Source organism: Olivibacter sp. SDN3 (assembly GCF_014334135.1).
Taxonomy (GTDB): domain Bacteria; phylum Bacteroidota; class Bacteroidia; order Sphingobacteriales; family Sphingobacteriaceae; genus Olivibacter.
In genome coordinates this window covers 2,052,950-2,078,964 of record NZ_CP060497.1, presented here as the reverse complement: position 1 = coordinate 2,078,964, position 26,015 = coordinate 2,052,950, and the positions used below count along the sequence as shown (strand labels likewise).

Annotated in this window: 19 protein-coding genes; 2 read left to right on the top strand and 17 right to left on the bottom strand. The window is 41.7% G+C overall.

Translation table 11 applies throughout. The features are described from left to right. Position 1: 1 nt before the first annotated feature. The 15 genes from H8S90_RS08500 to H8S90_RS08430 all read right to left on the bottom strand — a co-directional run bounded on the left by H8S90_RS08500 (position 2) and on the right by H8S90_RS08430 (position 19,636). Positions 2-1,060, bottom strand: coding sequence for a nitroreductase family protein (locus H8S90_RS08500; RefSeq protein ID WP_187342126.1), 1,059 nt, complete (start codon positions 1,058-1,060; stop codon positions 2-4). Then, on the bottom strand, positions 1,044-2,516 hold the full coding sequence (locus H8S90_RS08495; protein WP_187342125.1) for a lipopolysaccharide biosynthesis protein: 1,473 nt from the start codon (positions 2,514-2,516) through the stop codon (positions 1,044-1,046). Before H8S90_RS08495 ends, H8S90_RS08500 begins: the two co-directional genes overlap by 17 nt. 26 nt (positions 2,517-2,542) lie before the next feature. Then, complete coding sequence (locus tag H8S90_RS08490) at positions 2,543-3,859, bottom strand: nucleotide sugar dehydrogenase (RefSeq protein WP_187342124.1); 1,317 nt, start codon at positions 3,857-3,859, stop codon at positions 2,543-2,545. Positions 3,860-3,898: 39 nt separating this feature from the next. After that, a complete protein-coding gene (locus tag H8S90_RS08485) occupies positions 3,899-6,277 on the bottom strand; it encodes a tyrosine-protein kinase (RefSeq protein WP_187342123.1) in 2,379 nt (792 codons plus the stop codon). Positions 6,278-6,292: 15 nt separating this feature from the next. Next, positions 6,293-7,075, bottom strand: coding sequence for a polysaccharide biosynthesis/export family protein (locus tag H8S90_RS08480; RefSeq protein ID WP_187342122.1), 783 nt, complete (start codon positions 7,073-7,075; stop codon positions 6,293-6,295). 373 nt (positions 7,076-7,448) lie between these two features. Beyond that, positions 7,449-9,143: a capsule assembly Wzi family protein gene (locus H8S90_RS08475; RefSeq protein ID WP_255501870.1), complete on the bottom strand. Its 1,695-nt coding sequence runs from the start codon at positions 9,141-9,143 to the stop codon at positions 7,449-7,451. A 26-nt stretch (positions 9,144-9,169) separates the two neighbouring features. Further along, positions 9,170-10,882 carry a capsule assembly Wzi family protein gene (locus H8S90_RS08470; RefSeq protein WP_187342120.1) on the bottom strand — a complete coding sequence of 571 codons (1,713 nt, stop codon included), beginning with the start codon at positions 10,880-10,882 and terminating at the stop codon, positions 9,170-9,172. Between the two features lie 3 nt (positions 10,883-10,885). Then, positions 10,886-11,848: a glycosyltransferase family 2 protein gene (locus H8S90_RS08465; RefSeq protein ID WP_187342119.1), complete on the bottom strand. Its 963-nt coding sequence runs from the start codon at positions 11,846-11,848 to the stop codon at positions 10,886-10,888. Positions 11,849-11,863: 15 nt separating this feature from the next. Then, positions 11,864-12,937, bottom strand: a complete 1,074-nt coding sequence (locus tag H8S90_RS08460; RefSeq protein WP_187342118.1) for a lipopolysaccharide biosynthesis protein — start codon at positions 12,935-12,937, stop codon at positions 11,864-11,866. Positions 12,938-13,010: 73 nt separating this feature from the next. Next, on the bottom strand, positions 13,011-13,829 hold the full coding sequence (locus tag H8S90_RS08455) for a glycosyltransferase (RefSeq protein ID WP_187342117.1): 819 nt from the start codon (positions 13,827-13,829) through the stop codon (positions 13,011-13,013). Further along, positions 13,826-14,638, bottom strand: coding sequence for a glycosyltransferase family 2 protein (locus tag H8S90_RS08450; RefSeq protein WP_187342116.1), 813 nt, complete (start codon positions 14,636-14,638; stop codon positions 13,826-13,828). Before H8S90_RS08450 ends, H8S90_RS08455 begins: the two co-directional genes overlap by 4 nt. A 1-nt stretch (position 14,639) precedes the next feature. Further along, on the bottom strand, positions 14,640-15,878 hold the full coding sequence (locus H8S90_RS08445; protein ID WP_222852262.1) for a hypothetical protein: 1,239 nt from the start codon (positions 15,876-15,878) through the stop codon (positions 14,640-14,642). Then, the gene (locus H8S90_RS08440) at positions 15,838-16,878 is read right to left on the bottom strand and encodes an EpsG family protein (protein WP_187342114.1); all 1,041 of its coding nucleotides are present in this window, start codon (positions 16,876-16,878) and stop codon (positions 15,838-15,840) included. Before H8S90_RS08440 ends, H8S90_RS08445 begins: the two co-directional genes overlap by 41 nt. 68 nt (positions 16,879-16,946) lie before the next feature. Further along, positions 16,947-18,146: a glycosyltransferase gene (locus tag H8S90_RS08435; protein ID WP_187342113.1), complete on the bottom strand. Its 1,200-nt coding sequence runs from the start codon at positions 18,144-18,146 to the stop codon at positions 16,947-16,949. A 44-nt stretch (positions 18,147-18,190) separates the two neighbouring features. Next, positions 18,191-19,636, bottom strand: a complete 1,446-nt coding sequence (locus H8S90_RS08430) for a flippase (RefSeq protein WP_187342112.1) — start codon at positions 19,634-19,636, stop codon at positions 18,191-18,193. 153 nt (positions 19,637-19,789) lie between these two features. On the opposite strand from H8S90_RS08430, the gene H8S90_RS08425 reads away from it, so the two are divergent. Together H8S90_RS08425 and H8S90_RS08420 are read left to right on the top strand one after the other, a co-directional pair. Next, positions 19,790-21,427, top strand: a complete 1,638-nt coding sequence (locus tag H8S90_RS08425) for a gliding motility protein RemB (RefSeq protein WP_187342111.1) — start codon at positions 19,790-19,792, stop codon at positions 21,425-21,427. A 188-nt stretch (positions 21,428-21,615) separates the two neighbouring features. Continuing rightward, positions 21,616-22,893, top strand: coding sequence for a glycosyltransferase family 4 protein (locus tag H8S90_RS08420; protein ID WP_187342110.1), 1,278 nt, complete (start codon positions 21,616-21,618; stop codon positions 22,891-22,893). Positions 22,894-23,076: 183 nt separating this feature from the next. Here the strand turns inward: H8S90_RS08420 and H8S90_RS08415 are convergent, their stop codons facing one another. Together H8S90_RS08415 and H8S90_RS08410 are read right to left on the bottom strand one after the other, a co-directional pair. After that, on the bottom strand, positions 23,077-25,611 hold the full coding sequence (locus H8S90_RS08415; RefSeq protein ID WP_255501869.1) for an SLBB domain-containing protein: 2,535 nt from the start codon (positions 25,609-25,611) through the stop codon (positions 23,077-23,079). 186 nt (positions 25,612-25,797) lie between these two features. Next, positions 25,798-25,959, bottom strand: a complete 162-nt coding sequence (locus tag H8S90_RS08410) for a hypothetical protein (RefSeq protein WP_187342108.1) — start codon at positions 25,957-25,959, stop codon at positions 25,798-25,800. Positions 25,960-26,015: the final 56 nt, after the last annotated feature.

Genomic DNA, 26,015 nt, shown 5'->3' with positions numbered 1-26,015 from the left:
ACTAATTGTATTTCCGAATCATCTCTATAGGTCTTTTTGCAGAATAGGCAACACGCTCCTCTACATCGGGATAACCTACCGCGATGCACATAATAGGCCGTTGATATTTATCAAGTTTGAGAACTTTTTCCATTTGTTTTTCTTTTACCTCTATATCAGGCCAATTGATTGCACAGCTGCTCAAGCCTAAGGTTTCAAGGGCATACATAAAAGCCATAGATGCTAAGGAAGAATCAATGTATATCACATGCCGATCGCGCTCATCAAAATAGGCATCTAAATTTCCAACAACAACAACAAGAACCGGTATGTTTTCTGCATACCCCTTGGTGCCCATCGGGATCGAAGCAACTCGGTGTACCATCTCGGGATCATCAATAACGCGAAATTCAAAAGGTTGCCTATTACAGGCAGAAGGTGCCTCTATCGCAGCCAAGATCGCCTGATCTATCAAATCTCTGGGAACAGGCTGGTCCGTAAACCATCGAACGGAACGTCGTTGCTTGGACAGGATATAAAAATCACGGTAACTAATAGCTGAAGACCTCTCTCCATTTAACACACGTTTATATGGGACATATTTCCGATCTAAATCGTGATGATTAACAGACAGTGGATAATTTTGGGTAATCGAATTAAACCGTGTACGAAAAATATCGATGTGCGGATCGGGAGCACAAGCTGAAAAATAATTCTCCAACACATCATGAAACCACTTGACCTGTTGATTAGCATTATTTTCGGCCTCTTTATAAATCAATTCGAAACTCTCGATCGTTTCTTGTATATAGTCTTTTGCAAAGACTGGCTTTCGAGTTTTCATGAGCAGCCCTTTTTCTATACGGTGGATATTTCTCGTCAATAAATAATAGTTGGCTTGCTTATGTTCAATATCCGACAGGTGTTTAAGCTTACCTTTCAACGCTGCGTAGAACTCGCGTTTAAATGATGGGTCTAAAAAGCAATAGTATATGCGTGCCCAAAATACAGACTTGTGCCCACGCCGTTCAATGGCCCTTTTAGCAAGAGTAATAATTTTCTTTTTAATGCGACTTAACATGCCCCTTCCTCTGTTTGAAAGATTGTTTAATATCTTTTAATTGACTACTCAATTCCGTACCCATTAACAACCATATACTAACAACATATACAATAAAAAAAAGTACTGATAAAACCCAAAAATTAAAATTTGTATAAGTTCGTATAACGTACAGACTACTATAGGCTATGATGGATGCTATCCATGGATTTTTTACTGCTGTTAAAAAAGTTAAGGTACTGATCTTTATATGTAATAAGCGATTAAACGTATATTGTGCTATAATTACGGCAATCACCTTGTTGATTACCACCGCCCACGCCGCACCGACAATGCCATTGTATCGGATACCGATATAAAGTGTCGGCAAAAATATGACCATTTTAACAATCTGCAAAATAAGTTCCAGCTGCGGCCGCCCCATACCTCTTATCAATGCCGTATTGCTGTTGACCATCATATGTATCATAACCGACAGTGACAGTATCGCCAAAGGGTCAATGGCTTCGCTCCATTTATTTCCAAAAATATGGATAATAAATAAATCACCTAGAGACACCATAAATGCCATTATCGGAAAAATAAGCAGACTATTGTAATTGACAGTTTTTAAATAGTATTTTTTTAATGCTCCCGGATCATCCTGCAACTTGCCATAAACGGGATACATGACCTTATTGATAATAGTCATGAGTCTACCTCTGAACGTATCTGTTAATACAAAAGCGAAGGCATAGGCACCTAAAGCTTTGGCACTAACCAACTTCCCGATAACCAGGTAGTCAAAATTTGACATTAAATAATTTACAATATTGGTTCCGGTAGTGTAAATACCAAAACCGAAGACTTCGTTGAAAGCGTCCCTACTCCAAATCAATTGTGGCTTCCACGCTGTGGCTCTGAAATACAGGGGTATTGCCAAAATAATGGTTGCTACCGAATTGAAGGCTAATGACCAGATACCAAAGCCTAACCAAGCAAGCATAATGGATAAAATGCCCGATACAATACTCGAAGTATTTTCGATAAGCGCCATCTTCTTAAATTCCATTGCCTTGGTTAACCTGGCCTTGTGAACCAAATTGACAGGGCTGGAGAGAATCCCTAAGCTGAGAAACGGTGTCAGTTGTTTTAAGATGGGTTGATCATAAAAATTTGCCACCAAACCACTCGCAACGATTGCCATCAATAAATACAGAAAAATCGCCCACAATACACCAGTCCAAAAAGCGGTGTGGTAATGCTCCTCGCGAAGGTCGGCATCTCGTTTCTGCACCAATGAGGCACCGATACCCAAGTCGTTTATAACCTGCACGAACCCGATAATTACGGTGGCCATCCCCACAACACCGAACTGCTCAGGGAAAAGTAATTTAGCCAGTATCAAACGTACCAGAAATGAGAAAATCTGATTGATAATAACCTGTAAGCTACTCCAAAATACACCTGATAAGATTTTTCCCTTTATGCCACTCATAATGTAGAAAAAGTATCTACCTGACCCTATAATCTGCCGTCTACCAATGCTCGGTCTAAACACCCTTTGGTATCAAATATAACTCCGTTATTACGTTTAATCGTTTGGAAATCATAGGTTAAAAATTCATCATGGGATACCGCCACGACAATGGCATCATATAGAATTGATTTGTCCAATTGATTCAGAATATCTACGTTATATTCTTCCTTAACCTCTGTGGCATCAGCCCATGGATCGAAAACATCCACTACCAATCCAAATTGTACCAGCTCATGATAGATATCTACCACCCGGGTATTTCTTACGTCAGGACAATTTTCTTTAAAGGTGACACCCATGATAAGCGCTCGAGCTCCTTTGATTTTATGCTCCTTTTCGATCATTAATTTAACAACCTTGTTAGCAACAAAAGATCCCATATTATCGTTTACCCGACGCCCAGATAAAATTACCTGAGGATGGTAACCCAAAGCCTGTGCCTTATGCGCTAAGTAATAGGGATCTACCCCAATGCAATGCCCACCGACTAATCCTGGCTTATATTTCAGGAAATTCCACTTAGTACCCGCTGCTTCAATCACATCATTAGTATCAATACCAATACGATCAAAAATTAATGCGAGCTCATTAACAAAGGAAATATTCACATCTCTCTGCGCATTTTCGATAGCCTTAGAAGCTTCTGCCACCTTGATACTGGGAGCCTTATGGGTACCGGCATCTATAATGGAACGATACAGATCATCGACAACCGTGGCGATCTCCGAGGTAGAACCCGAGGTTACCTTCTTGATCTTTGTCAGGGTATTTATTTTATCACCGGGATTGATCCGCTCAGGTGAATAGCCAGCAAAAAAGTCTCTATTGAAGCTTAAACCTGAAACGCGCTCCAGTACAGGCACACAATCTTCTTCAGTACAACCGGGATAGACCGTTGATTCGTAAATGACCACGTCGCCCTTTTTAAGTACCGATCCGATCATTTCGGAAGCTTTGATTAGAGGCCTTAAATCAGGGGATTTAAATTGATCGATAGGAGTGGGCACTGTCACAATAAAAATATTGTATTTGCTCAAATCTTCGCAATCAGATGAAAAACCTAATCCAATATTGCGCTGTGGATCTTTTTTAAGTGTAATAACCTGTTTCAGCTCTTCTAGATTAGCTTCCTGTGTACGGTCTTTACCTTCACTTAACTCATCAACCCTTGATGTATTGATATCAAAACCTAAAACATCGTATTGCTTACCAAACGCTATAGCTAAAGGTAATCCAACATATCCTAAACCTATAATAGCTATTCTTTTTTCTGCTTGCTGCGCTTCGGTTCTTGTGCTCATTGATTATCGATTAATTAAATTTATCAAAAAAACCACCCACTATCCTCGTTTTAAATACCTCTTTATGCGTATCAACCAACCTTCTTTTTCATCTAACTCTGCCCCATAACCATAACCGTAGCCATAACCATAGCCATAACCATAGGAATTTTCTTCTTTGGCATCGTTCAGCACGACATTTAAGTTAGGCATCTTCTTATTTTCATAAACATCTTTCACAATGTTAAGTTGCTGTTTCCAGGTATAATTATAACGTATCATGTAAACGCTCATATCGGCTTGTTTAGCCAATGTAAAAGCATCGGCTACCTGACCTACCGGAGAGGTATCAACGATGACATAGTCAAATCTTTCCCTCAAAATATTAAATAGCTCATCAATGCGGGGACTTAATAACAGTTCTGCCGGGTTGGGCGGAATAGGGCCAGCCCCTACAACAAATAAATTATCGACCAAACCAGTGGCTTTCACCAGATCGTCTACCTGCAACTTGGTGTCGACCAAAAAGTTGGTAATTCCTTTAGACGGTTTAGCTATCTTTAAATCACTGATCAATTTAGGTTTACGGATATCAAATTCCAACAAGACAACCTTCTTGCCCGTCAGCGCCATACTTGCTCCGAGGTTAATGCTAAAGAAGGTTTTCCCTTCGCGCGTCATACTGGAGGTAACCATGACAATCTTATTCTCTTTGCCCAAGGTGGCAAATTGCAGATTGGTACGGATTAAACGAAAGAGCTCTGCCAGTGGTGTACGGCTTGATTTTCTGACTACCAGTGTGTCTTCTCCATCGTTGCTATGAACGAGCTCTCCCAATACCGGAACAGGTACGACATCATGGACATCTTTCATAAGGGTTACCCGGTCGTTCAACAGTTCTTTTAGATAGAGAATACCAATAGGTGTTCCGATGGCAAAAATAAACGAGAACAGTAATACCAACGATCTTTTCGGTTTAACTGGTCGATCGCCCGGCATAGCCGCGTCAATAATACGTGTGTTCGGTACGGCAGAAGCCAGCGAAATAGACGACTCTTCCCTTTTTTGCAAGAGGTAAGAATACAGATTAGATTTAATACCCTGCTCACGTTGTATTTCCAATAAGTTCCGCTCGATGCTGGGTACATCCTGAATGCGTGTCCTAAATTGACCGGAACTGTTTTTCAGATTGTTTAAAGTAATCTGAATACTGTTTTTAATATTCCTTAAATTCTCTAAAATGTTTACACGCAAATTTACCAGCTGCTCATCCAAACTCAGTACTAACGGACTGCTCGCCTGTGTGGTACGTACAAGCCTTTGCCTTTCGAGCTGTAACTCATTGAACCTGCCAATAAGTTCGTTCAGGGTAGGATCTTGCAAACCTAATGCACTGGGTACCAGTTCATTTTGCTTATTATCAAGATATTGTTCAATAGACTCCAGTATACTGAACTGTGTCTCGGATTCAGCCACTTTTCGGTTGTACTCGCCGGCCTCCTGTAAATATTGTTGAGCCTCCGCACTCACATTGGTGATCTGATGCTCACGCTTATAACGTTCTACATTTTTTTCAACGTCAGACAACTCAACAACCAGAAACGAAAGGCGCTCATCGATGAAACTGATGGTTTTATCGGCCAATTGATTTTTATCCTCAACTGCTTCGCGGTTATATACCTGCACTAATTTATTCAGGATGGCAACGCCTTTGTCGATGTTTTCATGAACTAAACTCAAGGTAAGAACACTCGCATCTTTATTGACCATCTCAATATCAATCTCTCTGGTATAGAAAGAGGCTAGCTTAACCAAATCATGAAATAATACACGGATGTGTTGGCCGGCCTTAACTTCTCCTGACCGGATAACCGTAAAACTACCAAAAGGCTCTTTTATCTGCTTACCAAAACTGTATTTCTTCTTAACATTTTCGTTTTTCTCGACATCTTCGTAAGACAGCTCAAATTGATTATTATCCAGAACTTCCAGGAGCACCCCTCCATCCAGCGCATAGGCAGTAGTATCTAATCGGTGAATGGTAAGGTTTATAGGTAAATCTTTACCGTACAATTCTTTGGTACTGAACATCTCCTCCAAATAATAACTCGTCTCTAAGCGCAATTCCTTCAATACCCGTTGCATCAAGGTTTTACCCTTCATAACCTCGATCTCGTTACTGATGTTCTGATTGGATTGAAACATGTCTAAATCGGCAAAAGCGCCGCCCCCGGTACTGGGAGCCCTTTTATCATCCTTTATCAATAAAACTGTCGTCATCTCCCACTGAGGTATGGTATACTTCAGGTAAAGAAAGGCAATTAATATAAACGAGATAAAAGAGATTAGGAACCATTTCCAATGCCTTAGATAATTTAAGAGAATAGCCTTGATATGGGTTCCTGATTCCTCTTGCATTACTTTGTTCTGTTCGTTCATGAAAAAAGGAAAATATTAAAATACTCTTGTTATAAATAGGCCCACAGCTGTTAATGATGATGCAACGGCTGTTATAATTCGCAATGTTCTGTCTGCACTTGGATCACGGTATTTTGTGGCCTCCACATAAAGAATGTCGTTCTGCCTTAAATAGAAATAAGGTGAATCCATAATATCCTTATGGCCTAAGTTTATGCGCACTGTGGTACGCTCACCGGCCTCTTCCCGTATCAAAAGAATGTTTTCACGGCGGCCATAAGGTGTCATATCCCCTGCCATACCCAAAGCTTCCAAAATGTTTACCCGTTCGTTCGGGATGTTAAACGTAGATGGTTGGGCAACTTCACCAATCACGGTTACTTTAAAGTTAACGAAACGCACATTAATAATAGGATCTTTTACATACTCGCCCACTCGTTTGAGCATCTCCCTCCGCGCCTCATCTCTTGTTAAACCTGATAGCTTTATCTGTCCGATTACCGGGAAACTGATGTATCCATCCTGATCTACCAGATACCCTTCGGAACCTAATGGTGCACCCTGATTACTGCTGTTTCTAGAACCGTCCAAGGTTTGTAGCGTGCCACTATTAAACAAGGTATTAGACTCTGGGTTTAAGGAGTTTACAGTAATACGTAAAATATCTCCAGCTTGAATTTTAGTGGGAGGAATAGCTTGAATAGCGCTTTTCACTGCTCCCGAATCTCGTAGATCACTGAAGTAGACCAAATTTCTTTTCGATCCGCAAGAAGCAAGAAATAAAAGAAGTATAAAAAGAATTCCAAGTGAATTTCTCATATAATTTAAAAGGATAATTAATTGCTGATTTCTTATTTATCAAGAATACTCAAAATGAACCTTAGTTTAGTGCCGCAAATATGCGAATTAATTTCCTATTGTTCTGTTTAATCAAACGGATTTTCTCTGCTATCAATCTAAGTATTAAATTCATGGCAGGCGGTTTTGGTTTCGATCATGTATGGCCTTTGCTCTTATCTTACTGGAATACATTAAATAAATAAAAGTTTTTTTTAAGAAATACTTTCAATTCTAAACGGCATTGTTGGCCTATACGCTGCACAATGCTTATGTAAAATAAATATTACAAACATACTGATTTATTTATATACCAGCTTACCTTCTTCTAATCTCTCTATTAGTTTGTTTTTATTTAAAATCTGTACATCATGCCTACTTGCAGATGTAAATTGTTCCGATCTCTTTTGGCAAAATTCCACAAGCTCCTGCTATCCCCTATCTGATACTGATAGTTTCTGGCATGCGTTAGATTCAACTTTCCTGTAAAAATAAAGTTTTTGTAATCATATTCTCCATAGGCCCCAAAACTGTAATCGACCCAATTCCTACGCCTATCGGCGATCAATTCATAAAATAATGCATTGTTATGCACTAAGCGCTCAAACTGTACCCCTAGTTGTTTCATACCCTGCAACCATGAAACGTTCAAAGTCTGTGAATTATTACCATAACCGATTCCTGCCCCTAAAACCTGCCCCCTATTGGTGTAGCCATCTCTCACAATAAAATGCCCGTACATTGGCCCTCCCGGACGCAGATCTGCATTTTTTGAGGGCTCCAGCTGTGTCATTTCGAATGCGATCTGCATCCACTCGTTATCTTCAATTATTTTTACAGGAAACATTTTTCGTAATCCGAACATATATGACCTGGAATGTCCTGCCTGCACAATGAGGTCGCGCATATCATATGATCGGTCGTTACGGGCGAATTCTCCATATATTTCAAAATGCGCTTCGGGAATTACCCAACGCGCAAAAACCGAAACATTGACATCATGAGCCGCTTGATCATGCTCTAGATTGGGATCTGTCCAGTCTATATCTGGCGCGGTCGAACCAGACGGGAGGAATGGTAGATAGTCGCCCAATTTATTACCCATATGCTCATTGTAGACCGTAAACACATTAACAAGACCTAAACTCAGTCCGGGAATCCACTTGGGTTGGTAAGACAAAACCAAACCCGAGAAATATCTCCAGTCATCCGGTTTAGGTTGATATAATAATGTATCCAAATAGTGAGACCTGCCCAAAGTGGTGGGTGGAAAACCAGAAGCATCCAAACGCCCCCCAACCAATTGGCCCTCGAAAGACCCAATAGCGGTACGAATTGGCCGAGTGGTATTGATCGTGAGGTGTGGAAAGCCTGGTGCGTTATTGCTCATCAGTAGACTATTCTTCATCCCGGGGCCCCACCATAAACTTTCGGTAGAAAGACCGATAGAGATCGGGTGAAAATTTAACCGGATACTGCTTTGCCCCGGGTAAAAGCGGGTATAAGCCTCTGTTCCAAAGCGTTCAGGCTGATCAATGCGGTTGGCATGGAAATACCATTTGCTCCAATGGGTTACTTCGCTGCCTTCATACCCAGGAAAATCGCTGTTCTGTGCATATACAAACTCGGGCCTGAATTGTACGCTTAAAAATTTATACTCGGCGTAGAAGCCTGCGCTTAACATAGTTTGATAACCTTTAGCTGGGATCATACCGGCATCGTTCCACCCATAGGGAAAACTACTATTGACCTGGTTTTGCCACATCACGGGCAGCAACTGTACCATGCCTTTACCGTCTTTACTGTGATAAATACTGTTATCGCGTGACTGAAGCCCTTCCGGATCGTAAATATTTTCTTGCTGCAAAACCTGATTAGTAAGTGGTCTTACATTAAATGATACGGTAGAATCTAGCTTGCCCAAGAGCTGTAGACGACGGTAGTAATCATCTAACAAGGGCGTGCCCACAGGAAGCACCTGTGCCTGTAGGGGTACATAACAGGCTATCGCTACTAATAAGATTAAAAACCGTTTTAAACGAAACTTCATGATCATCTTTTTTTCCTCACCGAAAACTAAAACCGATACATCACACCTAACTGCGCTTGGAAGTTAAACTGATCTACGGGTGTAAAATCCCAAAATGTTCTACTGGGATCCCAATCAATATCGTAATTAAAATTCAGTCCGTTCATAAACCGCATCTGCGCCATAAACAGAAAATTCCTGTAATCCCACTCGCCGTTAATAGTAGCCGCCAGATTAACCCAATTTCTTCTGTAATCGCTAGCGTAAGCTAGCAGTCCATAAAACAAATCGGTTTGCTGTTCTTGCCTCTCGAGCATTAGGCCGAGCTGTTTCTTACCTCTTAACCAGGCAATGTTAACCGACTGCACATTACTGCCCGGACCGATACCTGCTCCCAAAAGTTGACCTAAATGGGTATAACCATGTCTTACCATATTACTGGTATACCAACTTTGATATTCACGTACGCGATAAGTCCGGGTTTTATCCAACTGTGTAAGCTCAATACCCAGCTGCAAGTGGTCTCTTTCTTCGTTGCCCATGTTAACGCCCAGTGGTACCAGTTTACGGAAACCTAAGACGTAAGCCCGTGCATGATCTGCCTCTACAATCTTATCACGACGCCCCCAAGGGGATTCATTACGTCCATATTCGGCGTAGAATTCTGCTTTCCCTTTTGGTAAAACCCACCTGACATGGAACGAAGCGTAGCGGTCTCTATTACGCTGCTCTTCGTTACTGATCGGACCATCAACCTGCGACTCTCTCGACCGAGGTCCTAAAAAAGGCAGGTAATCATTCAGCTTATTCCCCATCTGATCGTGATATACCGTAAAACTTTGCGATACGCCTAAAAATAAGCCCGGCACCCATTTGGGCTGATAGGAAAAAATGGCGCCTCCGATGTAACGCCAGCTATCAGACTTTGGCTCATAGAGGTAATCGAATGGGCTAGGTGAATCAACCGACCGAGGAGCAAAACCTGAACCGGATAACCTACCGGCAATCACTTGCCCTTCAAAAGATCCAATATTACTACGGATTGGTCTTGTACTGTTTACCGTAATATGTGGAAAACCTGGAGCCGTATTACTCATCAATAGCGAATTCCGTAATCCCGGGCCCCACCAGATATTTTCGGTACTGATACCCACGGAAACCGGATCGAAATTCGCCCGGATACTACTTTGCCCTGGTAGCAACCGCGTATAGCTCCCATTACCAAAACGCGTTGGCATATCGATATTATTGTAGTGATCATACCACACCCGCATCGCATTTTCGCTACCCCCGGTAAAAATTGGGTAACTACTATTTTGGGCATACACAAGCTCCGGCCGAAGTTGTATACTCAAAAATTTATACTGTGCAAAAACACCTGCACTGAAAAAGGTTTGATAACCCACATTGGGTATCATTGCACCATCGTTGTAGCCCGTAGGAAATGCGCTGGTATATTGATGCTGCCAGATAATGGGCAGCAACTGCACTAGGCCGACCCCTTCTCTATGCCAGGGCATGCTCCGCGAAATACTTGCAACGCTATCGGGATCATAGATATCATGCAGCTGCAGCACAGCATTGTTTAGCGGACGGATGCTGAAGGAAACGGTAGAATCGATCTTGCCCAATAATTGCTGACGTCGATAATAATCTTCCAGCACGGGTGTACCTACCGGAAGCACCTGGGCCTTACCATAAGCAATGAAACCTATAATGAAGGTGATCGTATATAGGATTTTATATAATGGTGTTCTCATGTATTACCTAAAATTGTTCAAACGACTGAGGCTTATACGCGTACGCAAATATGATGCTAATTTTTTATTTGCACCCGCCTGCGGTGACGAAGCAAATAAACCGTAACACATGGCTTTGATCAACACTTTGCGCTGCACATGACTATAATGCCTAAACATACGTAAAAAATCAAGCCCCATCGAAGCAAAAGCACCAACCTTTTGTAAACCTTTAAAATTTTTACGTATAAAATACAGTCGGTTTCTATTGATATAGTAAATAAAAAATGGCGATCGTAAGCCGCCGGTTAAGGAACTCTCTTTATGTAACACTTCTAAATGGGGTTGATAATAAATGCTGTAACCCAACTGGGTAGCTCTATATATGAAATCGGTATCTTCATAGTAGGCAAAATACCGCTCGTCAATATACCCCACCCGCGTTAATACCTCACGCGACAGCAACATAAAGGTAGTAGGCCCATAATTGCAATATCCGGGTGTATTATACTGCCCTTCATCGGGCTCCCCGGCGCCAATATGTACCGTCACGGCAGTACGATGATTCAGGTGACCTCCTGCCATACAGATAGCCCTGGTATCGTAGTATAATAGCTTGGGAATAATAATCTGCTCCTGCCGCCGCACAGCTTCCTGAAAAAGTTGTGCTAAAAGATGTGGCGATGGGATTTCGATATCATTGTTAAGCAACAGGATATAACTGCTGTCTGCTGCCAAAGCCGCAGCTATACCTTGATTATTACCCTTAGCGGCACCATAATTATCGTCGTTTCTGATATGGGTAAAAGCCGAGACCGGATAAGTAGTGAGAAGCTGCGTGAGTAACCTATCCGTGTGGGGTGCAGCAGAATTATCAACAACGTATAAGTGATAGTCTGTAAAAGACTGCCGGGAAATACTTTTGATAAATCCTTCAAGCACATCATCGCTCTTATACAATACGGTAACCAATGCTAAACTTGCCATATCAGCACCCTCTTTTTAATCACCTGAACGGATAAGCACCCGTACCATTAATATACTGCCTACCAAAAAGCCGATAAGCAAAGCTCCCAGTACAGCGCCTTTTAAGGGACCGATATGATTGCTTTCCAAGGGAAACAACGGACGGTCTATAACTTGAATAATGGGCATTTCTTTTCGTAAACTGATACGGGCCAACTCCTGGTTTTTCACCAATTCACCTAAAATAGTGGTATTGGCCTGCACATCTACCCGGCGTTGCTGTGTAGATACCTGCAACTGCTGCAAGGCCCTGTTCGGATTAGGATGGGCATCGGTAGCGGATGCTGCACCACCAATGGCACTATAAAGTTCTTTCCGCACAGAATCAACCTGCCGGGTAAGAATATCAAGGTTGTCTTGTTCTTTTTTTGTTTTAGTGCGCACATAAAAATCCATCACCCGCTCAATTAAGCCCTCCGTAAATAATTTTGCAAAAGCCTCATCAGTACTCTTGGTAGTAACCTGGATGATGTTTAACTTTTTGTCTGGTTTGGCTACTACAATGGTTTTTTTAAGGGCATGCCGATACAATAACTGCATCAAACTATCTTGCCTACGGTTATTGGTATCTGCCAGCGCAAAACGAAAATCTTTTAAATGGGCTTTTTCCTGCCAGTCTGCCCACATCCCGTTAGCTATTGCATAACGATTGGCCAATACCTCTTCCTTACCATCGATTACGACCTCGCTCAACAATGTTTCGCTGATTATCCGGCGCGAACGTAAAAATTCAATGATATTATCGCCTTTAAATAGGCCCCCGCTCTCGCCTATACCGCCCAAATCGATACCAAACTGCGAAGCAATGCCCGCATATGCACTCAATCCACCTCCGCCACCAGCCTGATCAGCCAGCACGAAACTTAGCTCGGCCTTATACACGTCTTTTTTGAAAACCGCGTAACAGACGCCCAATACCGCGCCAACAAGTAATGCTATGACCAATACGAACCACTTCTTACGAAAATAAAGCAGAATTTCTTTTGCCTTGTCCGTTAGCTCCTTTAAGGTAATCTGTTTATCAGGAGACGTATGGTTTTGATGACTCATTTTTTTGTCTTGAATATTTTTTAACTAGCAACAAACACAGCTAGCCCTATTGAAGGGCTAAAGATAAAGTTTTTTACTTCTTTTTTTGCAATAGGCCTAAAGTCGCCCGATTTTTCTGCCTCCGCCAGCGATCAAAAAACCATCCCCACTTATTGAAGTATTTGATGGCCGACAGGATGTGTATACGCATCAGTTTCTTATTATGGTACGACTGCTTTCGGTACCCATGCTGCACGGCAACACCGGGAAAGAAGACTGTGCGCGCCTTTTGGCCGATGCGCCGCACGAGATCAATGTCTTCCAGATACATAAAATACCTTGGGTCAAAACCTCCTACCTTTCTCAGGATCGCTGTCCGCATAAACATGAAGCAGCCTGAAAGGTTTGGCATGTCCACTGTGCGGTCGTATTTAAAATCAGCTAACTCATAAGAACGGTTGAGCTTTTCCGCCCAACTGCTTGCAGCAGCGAAACGACGGCCAAAAAGGTTGAAAGGAGTAGGTAAGAGCTTACACAAGCGTTGCAAGGTGCCGTCTTTGTAGTAAACCTTTGGCATTACCAATCCAACATCTTCGTTGGTATACATAAAATGTACAAGCGCTTCCAACACACCCGCTCCAAAGGAGATATCCGGGTTGAGCACCAAGTGATAATCGGCAACATCAAGCATCTCCCGAAGAGCCAAATTATGCCCGGCGCCATATCCGCGGTTTTCCGGACAATGTTTATACACGGTACGGGAGTCTGTTGCCAGCCCACGAAAGATATCAGTCTGGGAATTGTCTATAAGATACAGACGGGTGATCAGCGGGGATGACAAACAGCTTTCAATGGCTTCTCTTACCTCTTGAACATCATTGTGAAATAATACGATAGACGCAGTTACACTCATTTCTTTCTACTCTTTACGACTAATATGCGGCGAAAATACTTCATCTTGCAATAAAATAATAGCAATAGATACTCTAATCTACCTACAATTCCTAATCGGTAACCGAGTGCCATGTTTTTTATTTCGCCTGCAGCCATGGCCCGAATATCAGAGGAGAGCCCCGAATGGCCAATATGTGGCTTGCCGCCCCCGGTTAACACTAAACTTTCATTGAGCAACACACAATGGTGATCTTTACATATCCGGATCCAATAGTTGGCATCTTCCGAATGATATTGCTGCTCATCAAAATAACCTACGGTTGATAATACCGAACGTTTGAAAATGACGGTTGGTGTAGCAAAAAATGTTTTGTAAAGCAACAAACGGGCAGATATATCGGTTAACCGATCGAACTTTTTAAAGAACCACCTTGTCCAACGCTCTCCATTACGAGTGGTACCCAAGAAGTCAATGCTTGGCTGCGCTTCCAAGATGGCTATCTGCTGAGCTATTTTATCAGGCACCCATTCGTCATCGGCATCGAGCAAAGCAATATACCTCCCACTGGCCTGCCGCATAGCGGTATTGCGGGCTTTAGAGGCTCCGCCATTGGCCTGATCGAGCAGCTGAAAAGACAGCTGCTCTTCTTGATGCGATGCCATGTAGCTTTCTGCCTGGGATACCGAAGCATCTGTACTCCCATCATTTACCAAAATAACTTCCATAGGCCGATACGTTTGCCGGACTACCGAAGTCAAGGCACGCTGAATAGTAGCTTCTGATTGGTACATAGGTATAACTACGCTTACTAATGGATGATGATGCATGCTAACAGTCATTTCGATGAACGTCTTCCCACCCTGCTATGGCTTCCTTTGTATATGCTACTACGTGGTCTATACTATAATAATGCTGAAGATCATCAAAAGCAGGTAAAAACCGGGGATAGATATCCTGGTGTTGCGCTATTAATTTTTTTAAGCCTTCTTGCAGGTCCTCATAACTAGGGTATAATATTCCCGGAGGCTCCTTACTCTGATTAAATAATTGCAAAAATAAGGAATTTTGAATAGCCAGCATAGGTATCCGAGCTGCTATCGCGTCCATAACGGCTCCGCTGCTGGTGAGCTCATAACCATCGACATCATAACAGAAAATGGCATAATGCGCAGTACTTAAAGCCTCACGATAATCGGCAGGACTTAACATATCTGTGGTATGTGCACGCTCTACAAAATCATTTAAATAGGGAGCCATTTCAGGTAACACCTGTCCAACAAGTCTAAAAATGACTCTTCCTTGGGAAATATCTTCTGAAAAAGCGGCTGCCAGTTTAAAAAAAAGATGCGATTGCTTACTTAAACGCGCAATACCCAAATGTGCAAAAACCAAAGGGTGGGATGGTCGGCTTTCTACCGGTTGCTGTTTGACGAAATGGTAGGGATGTGGTGCGTACGATATGGTGTCACTGGAAAGATAGCCTTTATGAAGCAGGAATTTCATGGCACTTTTCTCCATCACCAGATACCGCTTATGCGTGCACCTAAATGCAAATGCTTTCTTTATAAACCAAGCATATATACGATCTATCTTTTTTTGATGTGGCGCAGGCGTTAAAATATCTAAACCGTGCAATTGCACCAAGAGGTGCTGTTTTCTAAAAACATAGCGACTATAAAAACTTACCAAGTACTGGCCTATGGGAGAAAGAAACGCAAAATATACGAGCGCTGTCTGTCTGCGCCTTGCCCTTATCAACAGTCGGGTAATCACGCATAATTCTACCAAAAGTTTACACAGCCACCAAAATTTATTCCCGGTACGGAAAGGCAATACCCAAATCGGCTGATGGTGCACCTGAGCAGGAATGTCTCCGTAACCTTGCAGGTAGCGATAATGCGAGGAATGTGTATATACGGTTAACCGATATTTCGGGTATAGTTGGGCAATTACCTGTAACATGGCGGCATTGAAAGGCGCATGCATGGCATCCATCATAAAAGGATCAATGAAAAATATCTCCCGCTTATTCACGTATGATATCAGTTGGTGCAAAAATAGTCTCAAATGGAACGTATAGTTCCCAATATACAGAAATCAAGTTATACAGCCGGAAGGCTCCAAAAAGCACAACCAGCACATAGGCCAGCATACGCAAACGCTTATCAGCAATGGATACGACCAGATAGCCTAATATGAAAATTTCAAACAGCAGAAAACCCGTTGATAATCGTGCCATAACCGGCAAGCTTAGCATAAACATGAGGTAAATGATATTACCAAATATAAGCAGATTTAGATAACCTGTATAACGTGGCCGGTTTACTGCATCTATATGAGGTTGAAACGCTATAAATATAGGCAGAAAGAGCGCTCGCTTAGCAACACCAATAGCAAAAGCAATATAGGGGTTACCAACGGTTATTTCCTCCCCCTCTTCACCATAGAACAAGAGTTTGTCGCCTACACGCGAATCAACACCTACCATATTCATGGCAATTTTTGTTAAAATACCTCCGATATCCATGAAACCTAACAGCAGTGCTACCAGCAGAATGCTGTACATCCATTTGGGCGAATAACGGATCGGGTAAATCCAATAAGCAAAAACAAAAAACACGGCGGTGATATGCACGAGCGCCGCAACGATAATTACCAACAAAAATGGCGTAAAGCGCCGTTGAATGATATAACGAATGGAAAGTAAAGTGATCGAGATGGCTAAATATTGACGAACCGCAAAAATATCTGCCATGTAATAACAGAAATAAAGAAAGAGACCGAGCATCATGATCTGCTTGTGCCTATAGATAAATGATGCTTTTATGCCTATAGTAAGGATAGCCATGATGGCGAGCAATACGGTGTAACTCCCGGTGATTTGGTACACCACGTAGTTAAGATAGGTAAACCCCCGCTCCATCGTGTTGGTTTCCGGATTATCAACATAACCCTCTATCTTACTGAAATAATCGGTATACGCATACCAATCGGTACCTACATTCCAACGGATACTGCTAATAAAAATAAGAACGATGCTTAGAAACCAAAACAAGATATGTTTCATCTTATCAACATTCTTGACAAGATCTAACAGCGCAAAAGATGCTAGCACACCATATAAAAGAATATAGATCAAGAAACAGAATATTTTAGCGGTAAACGATGATGAATCTTTGAGAGTAGCTGCTCCACAACGGCGGCATTAGTCCTGACCCGGGTGGCAATAGCCTCTTGGGCCCGTGTGAGCGCTTCTTGATAACCCGCTAATTCCTGCGGATAGGCCTGAATGCGCTTCTTGAAGTCGGACAGCTGGTCTACCGTAAAGAAATCAACGATACCTTCGTAACCTACCGTACTTTCCCGACTAATCAATAAAGGGATACTTTTCTGTATACCTTCCATCACTTTGATCTTTACGCCGCCCCCCAAAGTGTTGGGCACTACCAGAAGATCACTTAGTTGTATATATTGGTCTATATCGGCTACTTCTCCGGTAACGGTAATATGTTCCGACTGGTAATCTAAAATTTCTTTTACAGGATTTTTTCCTACGATATAAAGGTGGTAGTTTTTACCGCCGGCAAGCAAGGGTTGAAACACCTCTTGTATGAATTGGCTAACGCCTGCAATATTGGGATACCAATCCATCATCCCCAAAAAAAGCAGATTATAACAATTGGCACTATGCGATAGCTTCTGGCACGCATAGGTTACCGCCGGTGCAATCACGTAAACTTCTTGATCGCCACGAATACCGCTGAACAAAGCGCGGTCTCGCTCGGAAATAGCAATAACGGCGTCGGCATTTTTCACATAATGATGCTCGATAGACTGGTAACGGTAGTTGGCCGCCTGGTATAATAGCTTTTTGATTGGATTAGCAATGCGGTACTTGATATACTCCAGATGGTTAGCATATTCATAATTGTGTTGCAAAAGTAAAATCTTGGCATCGGGCGCCACCTCTTTAATGGTATCGCTTAAATAAGTGGAATACAGCTCCAGTACGATTACATCGTAATGACGCTTTCCCAACATACGAAGCACGGTTTGGTGCAGATGAACAGACTCATGAAAAATATTGTGCCCACGTTTCAGCAGGCGCAAGCGCTCCTGATGCTTATCGCGAAGTTCTTCTACCACCTCGGTAACGACACAACCGGCATCCTTCAATAATGCTTGCCCCCGATCTGTTTTAGGGGCCTGTAAAGTAACGATATCAACTTGGGCATGGACGGCAAAAGCCAATGCATTGTTCATAGCGTAGATGGATGCCCCATCGCCGGTTATATCTATGCGTAGCGCTACAAGCAAAAGTTTTGGTGCTTTCATCTGTAAATAATTTTTCGTCAGTTTCTGCCGCTGCTAAATTACAATTATTTCGACGGAACTATCTTCTTAAGCAACATTTCGCCCAACTCTTTAATATACCGATTACCGAATACCAGGTATTGCAGCGCCAGATACGAAAAACTTGCGGAAATAATCATAAGCAGCAACCTTTGGAGAAGACCGATCGAAAATGACCCGATAAGCCATTGTAAGGGAATAAATATAGCAGAACAAATAAGCGCTTGCGTCAATAACCTCCACTGCGGACGGAAAGCTACGGCACGCAGTGCGAATACTATTAACAATACCATGACCACGCACTCGGTAACCATAGCAGAAATCGCTGCACCAGCCTGTCCTAAAAAAGGGATTAAGCTGAAATTTACGGCCAGACTAATAAACATACCAAATAAAGATGCCTGAAAAAATTTCTTTTCCTGATTGATGGGATTCAGTATTTGCATTCCAAAAATATTGCTCAGGCTTATAAAAATAATAGTAGGAGCTAACCATCGTAAAGATACGGCTGCAGCCACAAATTCGTCACCGGCATATAACTTTAAGAGATCTGGAGCGATAACCATCAGACCTACTGTAACCGGAACATTTAAAAACACGATATATCCAAATGATTTTTGTAACAGTCGGTTCACTGTGGGCATATCTTCGCTATGAAAAGCTTTGGAAAGCGGGGGCACCATAACCGTAGCAAAGGCCACAAACACCATGACGATCAGTTTGATGATACGTATAGCCGCCGAATAATAACCAACCTGCTCTATAGTAGATAAGAAACCCAATATAGTGACATCAAGTAAGGTATAAACACTGGTAACCATAGCCAGTGAAGAGATATACAGCAATGGACGTAGGTGTCTCCTAATAACTAAACGGTTCCAATGTAGATAAACGAAACGCCGGGCGTATAAAACATTTAGCACCACGTTGACTAGAATGGTAAGTAACGAAATGCTATAATATACCACCGCCTGATCGGGCCTTTTTACAAATAAAAAGATGGCTATGATGGACAGAACGCGCACCAGTATCGTTCTTTTTGCGATATAAGGAAATTCTTCAAGCCCCTGGAACAGCCATTCCATTACAAAGGCCTGAAAGAATAGTATGCCAAGCCCTACCATAAACAAACTTTGATAAGTTTGCAGTCGCGAAAAAGTGAGAAATATCGTTACATAGATTAGAATAGCCAAAACAGTGGTTAACACATGAACAGTTAATAGTTCGCTGAAAATATTGGAACGTAACGAGACATTGTCTCTAACTTTTGCTATTTCACGTACGGCGTATATGGGAATACCCAAGGCTGCCGCTAAGACAAAATATTGGGTAATGCTTTCAACAAAGCTGATATCTCCGATACCTTGCGGACCCAGCACCCTGGACACATAAGGAAAAGTGATGAGTGGAAATAATACCTGACTAACGGATAAAAGAATATTATATATCGCATTCTTTTTTATATTTGCCACGCTATCTGATTATAATAATGCTTAATTGAACTGAAACAAAGGTAAGTAAACAAGCGATAAAATTAAGCTTACCATAAAACAATTACCACCTTAAAAGATTAACTTTGCGCCCTATGGCAATATTTTGCTCGCTACGCTAGCAGTTTTTATAATATGAAAAAACGATTATTAATAGTTATAAGCATTTTAACCTTAACCTTTATTGATGCAACTGTAAAAGCACAATCAGAATATGTGCCTTATTCTTATCAGTTTTATCAGAAACTGAATCGTGTGATGTATAGCACCGATACCCGCATGCATACGAGTATTAAGCCTTACATTATCGACTCGGTTATGCAACCGGCATACGATTCATTAATGAATATAGGAGTTACCGAAAAAGATACTTGGTTGGGTAGAAAGCTCTTCAATGAGCATCTGATCGATATCAAAAAAGATGATTATAATTTTTACGCTGATTTCCTCCCAGACTTTCAGGTAGGTAGATCTTTTGATGAGAGCCGTACGCCTTGGCTCAACACAAGGGGCTTTCAGGCAGGAGGAAACGTTGGCGATAAGTTCTCTTTTTATACGAGCTTTTACGAAAACCAAGCGTTGTTCCCCGATTATGTAACCGACTATATTTTTGACAATCATGTGATACCCGGACAGTTCGGACGATTGTACGACCAACGCACCGGACGGTCGCAGGATTGGGCATATGTTACGGCTAACCTATCTTACACCCCTATTAAGTACCTGAATATAACATTGGGTTATGATAAAAATTTTATAGGCGACGGTTACCGCTCCATGTTGCTATCTGACGTATCGTCCAATTACACCTTCTTGAAATTGACCGGCACCCTTGGGAATGTGCGTTACATGAGCATGTGGGCTTATATGATGGACCCTTTTGCATCACGCGACATCAATTACCTTGAATCGATCAACAACCGCCATAATGCCGGTGATTTAGGTAAATGGGGCGCTTTCCAATACCTCGACTGGAACGCTACCGATCGCCTGTCTGTGGGCGTCTTTCAGGCTATGATGTGGGCGCCAAGAAATGCCAGAGGGACAAGGGGATTTGACGTCAATTACTTAAATCCAGTGATATTTATGCGGCCAATCGAAACAGCCAACACCAACTCGCCGGATAAAGCGCATGTGGGTTTCACTGCAAAATACAAGATACTTAATAACCTCACCGCCTACGGGCAGTTTTTATTGGGGGAACTATACACCAAGGAAATATTTAGAGGAAAAGGTTATATCAATAACAAACAGGCTTACCAGCTCGGTTTTAAAGGTTTTGATGCTTTCGGTATCAGAAATCTGAATTTCTTGGGTGAATTTAACGCTGCTCGACCTTACACCTATCAACATTTTGCATCAATAACAGCGTATACAAACTTTAATCAACCCCTGGCACATATATTAGGCGCCAATTTTAGGGAATTTCTGGGAATTATCAATTATTCGTATCGGCGCTTTGATTTTTCACTGCAAGGCAACTATGCCCGCTACGGAATGGACCCTGCGGCTGACAAAAATTATGGAGGGAATATATTTAAGTCTTACGAAAACTTCATCAAAGAGTATGATAATTTTATCGGTCAGGGCGTGACAACAGACTTGGTATATCTCGATGCTAAAGCAGCTTATTTAATTAATCCAAAATATAATTTACGATTTGAAATAGGGGGACTGTACAGACAGGAAAAGAACATTGCGTGGACAAAACGAACAACGGTGATCAATATCGGACTAAAGGCCTCTTTAAGGAATTGGTATCAAGATTTTTAATAGTACACGATGAAGTTAGCTTATTTTGGCAGCATTGTTGTAGCGAACTCTTCATTAGTTGCGTTAAAAGATTGTTGCGAATGTGATAGGAAATGTTGATTTTTATAATTATTAAACATCAAGTATTTCGCTTTAGCTTAAAATGTATTACTTTTGATAAACTGAATGTTTAAATAAAAACAATCCGTATGTTAATAACATTACTCCCCTTAGTACTTGCATGTATTACTTCTCTTATTGCAGTACCTGCAATTATTAAGGTTGCTTATTCTAAACGTTTAGTAGACGACCCTTCCATAGAATCTAGAAAGATCCATAAAAATTCAGTACCAAATCTTGGAGGAGTTGCTGTTTTTAGCACTTTTGCGCTAGTTAGTTGCTTACTCATTAATTCACAGATGCTTCCCAATGCTAACTTCATATTTGCATCAGGCATCATTATCTTCACTATTGGGTTAAAAGATGACTTGATTGCTTTAGACCCTTATAAAAAATTTGCTGCTCAATTTATAACGGCCTTTATCGTCGTCTATTTTGCTGATGTACGTCTTACAAATTTTTATGGCGTGATGGGCATTCACGAAATAGGTCCGCTCCTCAGCTATATTTTCAGCAGTCTTGTGGTTGTTTTTATCATTAATGCATTCAATCTAATTGATGGCATCAATGGGCTTCTCGGTTCAATCAGTATGTTTGTATGCCTTATTTACGGTACACTGTTCTGTTTAATGGACGCGAAGGGGCTCAGTGTGCTCAGTTTTAGTATGGCGGGAGCGATCGTAGGCTTTTTAAAGTATAACGCAAAAAAGCGGGCAAGGATTTTCATGGGTGATGCGGGAGCATACTCTATTGGTTTTATTATCTCTATATTAACCATTCAGTTTATCGAGCTCAATAAATATGATCCAATAGGTAATCCTAGCCCTTTAATTAATGCAGCGCCTGGCGTGGCTATAGCCCTCTTGATTATGCCCACTTTCGACACTTTTAGGGTATTCATTTTGCGTATTTTAAGAGGAAAGTCGCCTTTTATGGCTGATCGGAACCATCTGCACCATAGACTTCTTGATTTAGGGCTTAGTCATTTACAAGCCTCGAGCATTATTGTGGCCACCAATCTTTCAATGGTAGCTTTAGCCCTGGCTGTACACAAACAGGTAATGGCTGCCGAGTTAATTGCGATTATTACTTTGTCTGTTCTTTTCTGCAATATGATGCTTTGGCTATACGAAATGCGCAACGCGCATAAAATTCTTGCTGTGCGAGAAAGACGCAAGACAATATTAACGGCATCTAATAAATTAACTTCTGATCTCGAAAAAGTAAACAATACTGCAATAGACTCCAGCTTAGCTGAAATTAAGGTATTGGCCTCTAAAGAGTTTCCTAACAACCCTAAGGATATTGAAGCTGCAAAACGCTTTACTCAAGAAGTGCTGGATAATTTGGAGAAAAGTAAAAATTAGCTTCAAAACTAAAGCATCTATCCATCGATAAGGATAAGAAGAGAAGTTAAAGTTCAAATCCCCCCTTCTTCACCTCACCATACCCTTCTTCAGTTGGTATATTCCCTTTTGACAAATAAAACGAGCTCGTGGAAGTCGAGTTCCCTTTCTGCTTTTCCCCTGCTATATGTGATGTACCTAAATCTACCTAAATAAGGCCACAATAACACCAAGTGTGGTGGCCAAGCTACCGCCTATACCAACCCATTGCGCTGCGCCCATCCGTCCTCGAGGTTCACGCTCAGGAACAAAGATTTCTGCCCCTGGTTTTATTTTAGGGTAATTATTGAAAAACAAAAACCGTGAAGTGCTTTTCGCGGAGCCGTTGGCATATACCACATAAGCACGCTTACGTAATGCACGCTCAGAAAAACCTCCCGCTTGCGAGATATATTGCTTAAAGCCCTTGTTGCTAGAATAGGTGACCGTTACGGGCGACAATACCTCTCCACTGATACGAACGGTTTGTAGCTGTTTTGGAATATGTAAGACGTCTCCTTCTTCTAAAATCAGGTCGCTGTCTCCTTTTGGCGTTTTCAGAATCTGGTGCAGGTTAATACCTACATAGCTATTCGGACCGGTCTCTTTTTGAACAGCACTTAAATTACTCGGGTTCATCGTACTTTTCTGAATAGAACTTAAACGAACCAAACGCTCTTGATAGCGTTCTTCTTCCAAAGCGGCATTACGCCAATCAAAATTACTCGTAGAATCTACCTGTACTTTCCCTAAGTCTTTTCGCTTAAGCGAAGCACCATCAACATAAGCATAGGCGGTAAATCCACCTGCACGCGCAATAACATCTGAAATACGCTCATCTTTCCGACTCAAGGTATAATGACCAGGATACAACACTTCCCCTTCAATGCGAACGCTTCGTTGCCGCTCATATCCCGCAGCTAAACGCACGTTTACCATATCAAAAGGCTCAAGCTGGAAATCTTCCGCACCGGATAAATCCCGCTCAATGTCTACATGATAAATCTCCGAAGTAGTAGCAGACTCAGAGCGGGCATCACTATTGGCTACTCTACGGGCGATTTCAATGCGCTTGGAAGATCCACTCTCGGTGAAACCTCCAGCTTGTATAATCAACTCCTTTAAAGTCATACCTTCTGCATAATCATATGAACCAGCTTTACGAACCTCTCCATCTACCTGCACCCTATAAGTCGTGCGTAAATCAAAAATAGATGATATATGTACCTCATCTTCACGCTTCAGCAGAATATCTTCAGCGGTGCCCGCCAAAATATCGGCCACAGAGAAAGGCACCTGCTCTCGTTGTAGATCATCTTTCAGTCGTACAATATACGCCCTGTTCATGAAAGCATCTTCCTTAACACCATCTGCCTTTTTAATAAGCATACCTAAAGTTAACCCTTGGCTAAGCTCGTAAACACCAGGGCGGAAAACAGCACCGTTGATACTTACTCGGTTGGTAAAACGCTCCAAGATCTTACCTACCCTATATTTATCTCCACTTTGCGGCAAATATTGACTAAATTGTAAGGAAGTAATATCTTCCACCTTACGCTCAGTTGACGTGTTCTTGAACACCGTTACCCGCGCACGGTAAGCCTCTTCATTAAAGCCACCGGCATAGGTTAATAGCTGATCGAAATTCTCTCCCTCCTTTAACTCAAACAACGCGGGCCGCTTCACCTGTCCTCTTAATTCTATCCTACTTATATAAGGCGAAACATATAGAATATCCTGATCTTGCAGTACAATGTTGTGCTGCAAACTTCCATTCAACAAAAAATCGTAAACATCAATACTAACAATCTCCTTACCGTTACGTATCACTTTGATATCGCGCATGGTGCCTCGCACTGACGGGCCACCAGAAGCATATAAGGCGTTAAATGCACTGGCTACAGAAGGCAAGGTATAGGTTCCCGGTTTGGCAACTTCACCCGTTACGACTACTTTGATACTGCGGATATTGCCTAAACTGATATTTACTTGCGTATTGCCTGAACGTATCCCTGAATATATACGGCTCAATTGCTCTTTGATACGCACCGTTGCCTGCTCAATGGTTGCCCCTGCGACGGGAATAACGCCTACATAAGGAACATTGATACTCCCATCTGGACTCACATTTAAGGAATAACTAGCTTCAGAATTACCATATATTTCCAGTAGAATCTCGTCGTCAGCACCTATTACATAATTTTTTGGAGTAGCAAGCCGTAAATTAGGTTCAAATTGAGGGTTACTACCGGCAAATAACTCTTCCCCGAAAATTTTCAGCTTGGCATGCAGCGCATGTATGCTAGTATCTGTGCCTATGCTATTTTTGCGAGCGCTATCACCAAGGTTGTCCGCGAAATTGACCTGGCGCTTATGTCTTACAGCAACTTGTGGAACCGCCTGCCCTTTTTCTTCGGAAACAGGGATAATACCTTCATCTTGCTGAATTTTTCTTAGACGTTGTTCCAGTTTATTTAATTCGTCTTCTGGCATACCAGATGAAATGGCCATCTGTAATAGTTCTTCTTCAGACATCCCCGATGCAGCTGCCTGCTGCATATACCCTTTTAATTGTTCGTCTGTAAGCGCATCTACATTTATATTACTTAAATCCTGCATGCCCAAGCTCTGCGCATATAACACCCCTTGGGCCGATAGTAAAAAAAATATAAAGATGAATCTAAAAAATCTAACCTTCATTTGCATATGCCTATTTCGTCATTTGATATGCAAATAAACGTTTTTATTTATATAAGTCATAATTTGAGAGAAGGTCGCCCGTATAACTTAAAAGCCGGGCCTTTCCCAGAAGGCTTATAAATTTGTAAACAGCGTAAGTTTCGCAAAACTCAAGTAAAACGATACCCCGAAAAGGTGTTTCTCCTACTATACATAACTCTTTAAAAAATCGCCCTTTTCTAAGGCTAACTCTTCATCCAAAGCTAGTTCTTCGACTGCAGAGAACTCCATTGGGTTTTTAATTTCATATGCCAGCCAGCTCCATAAGGCCAATAAGACAATAAAGACAACAAAAATAAGTGTGTTCATGGTTTATGCCGATTTAATGATCAGGTATATTAGTTATTAAGCGTTGAAACAAACAT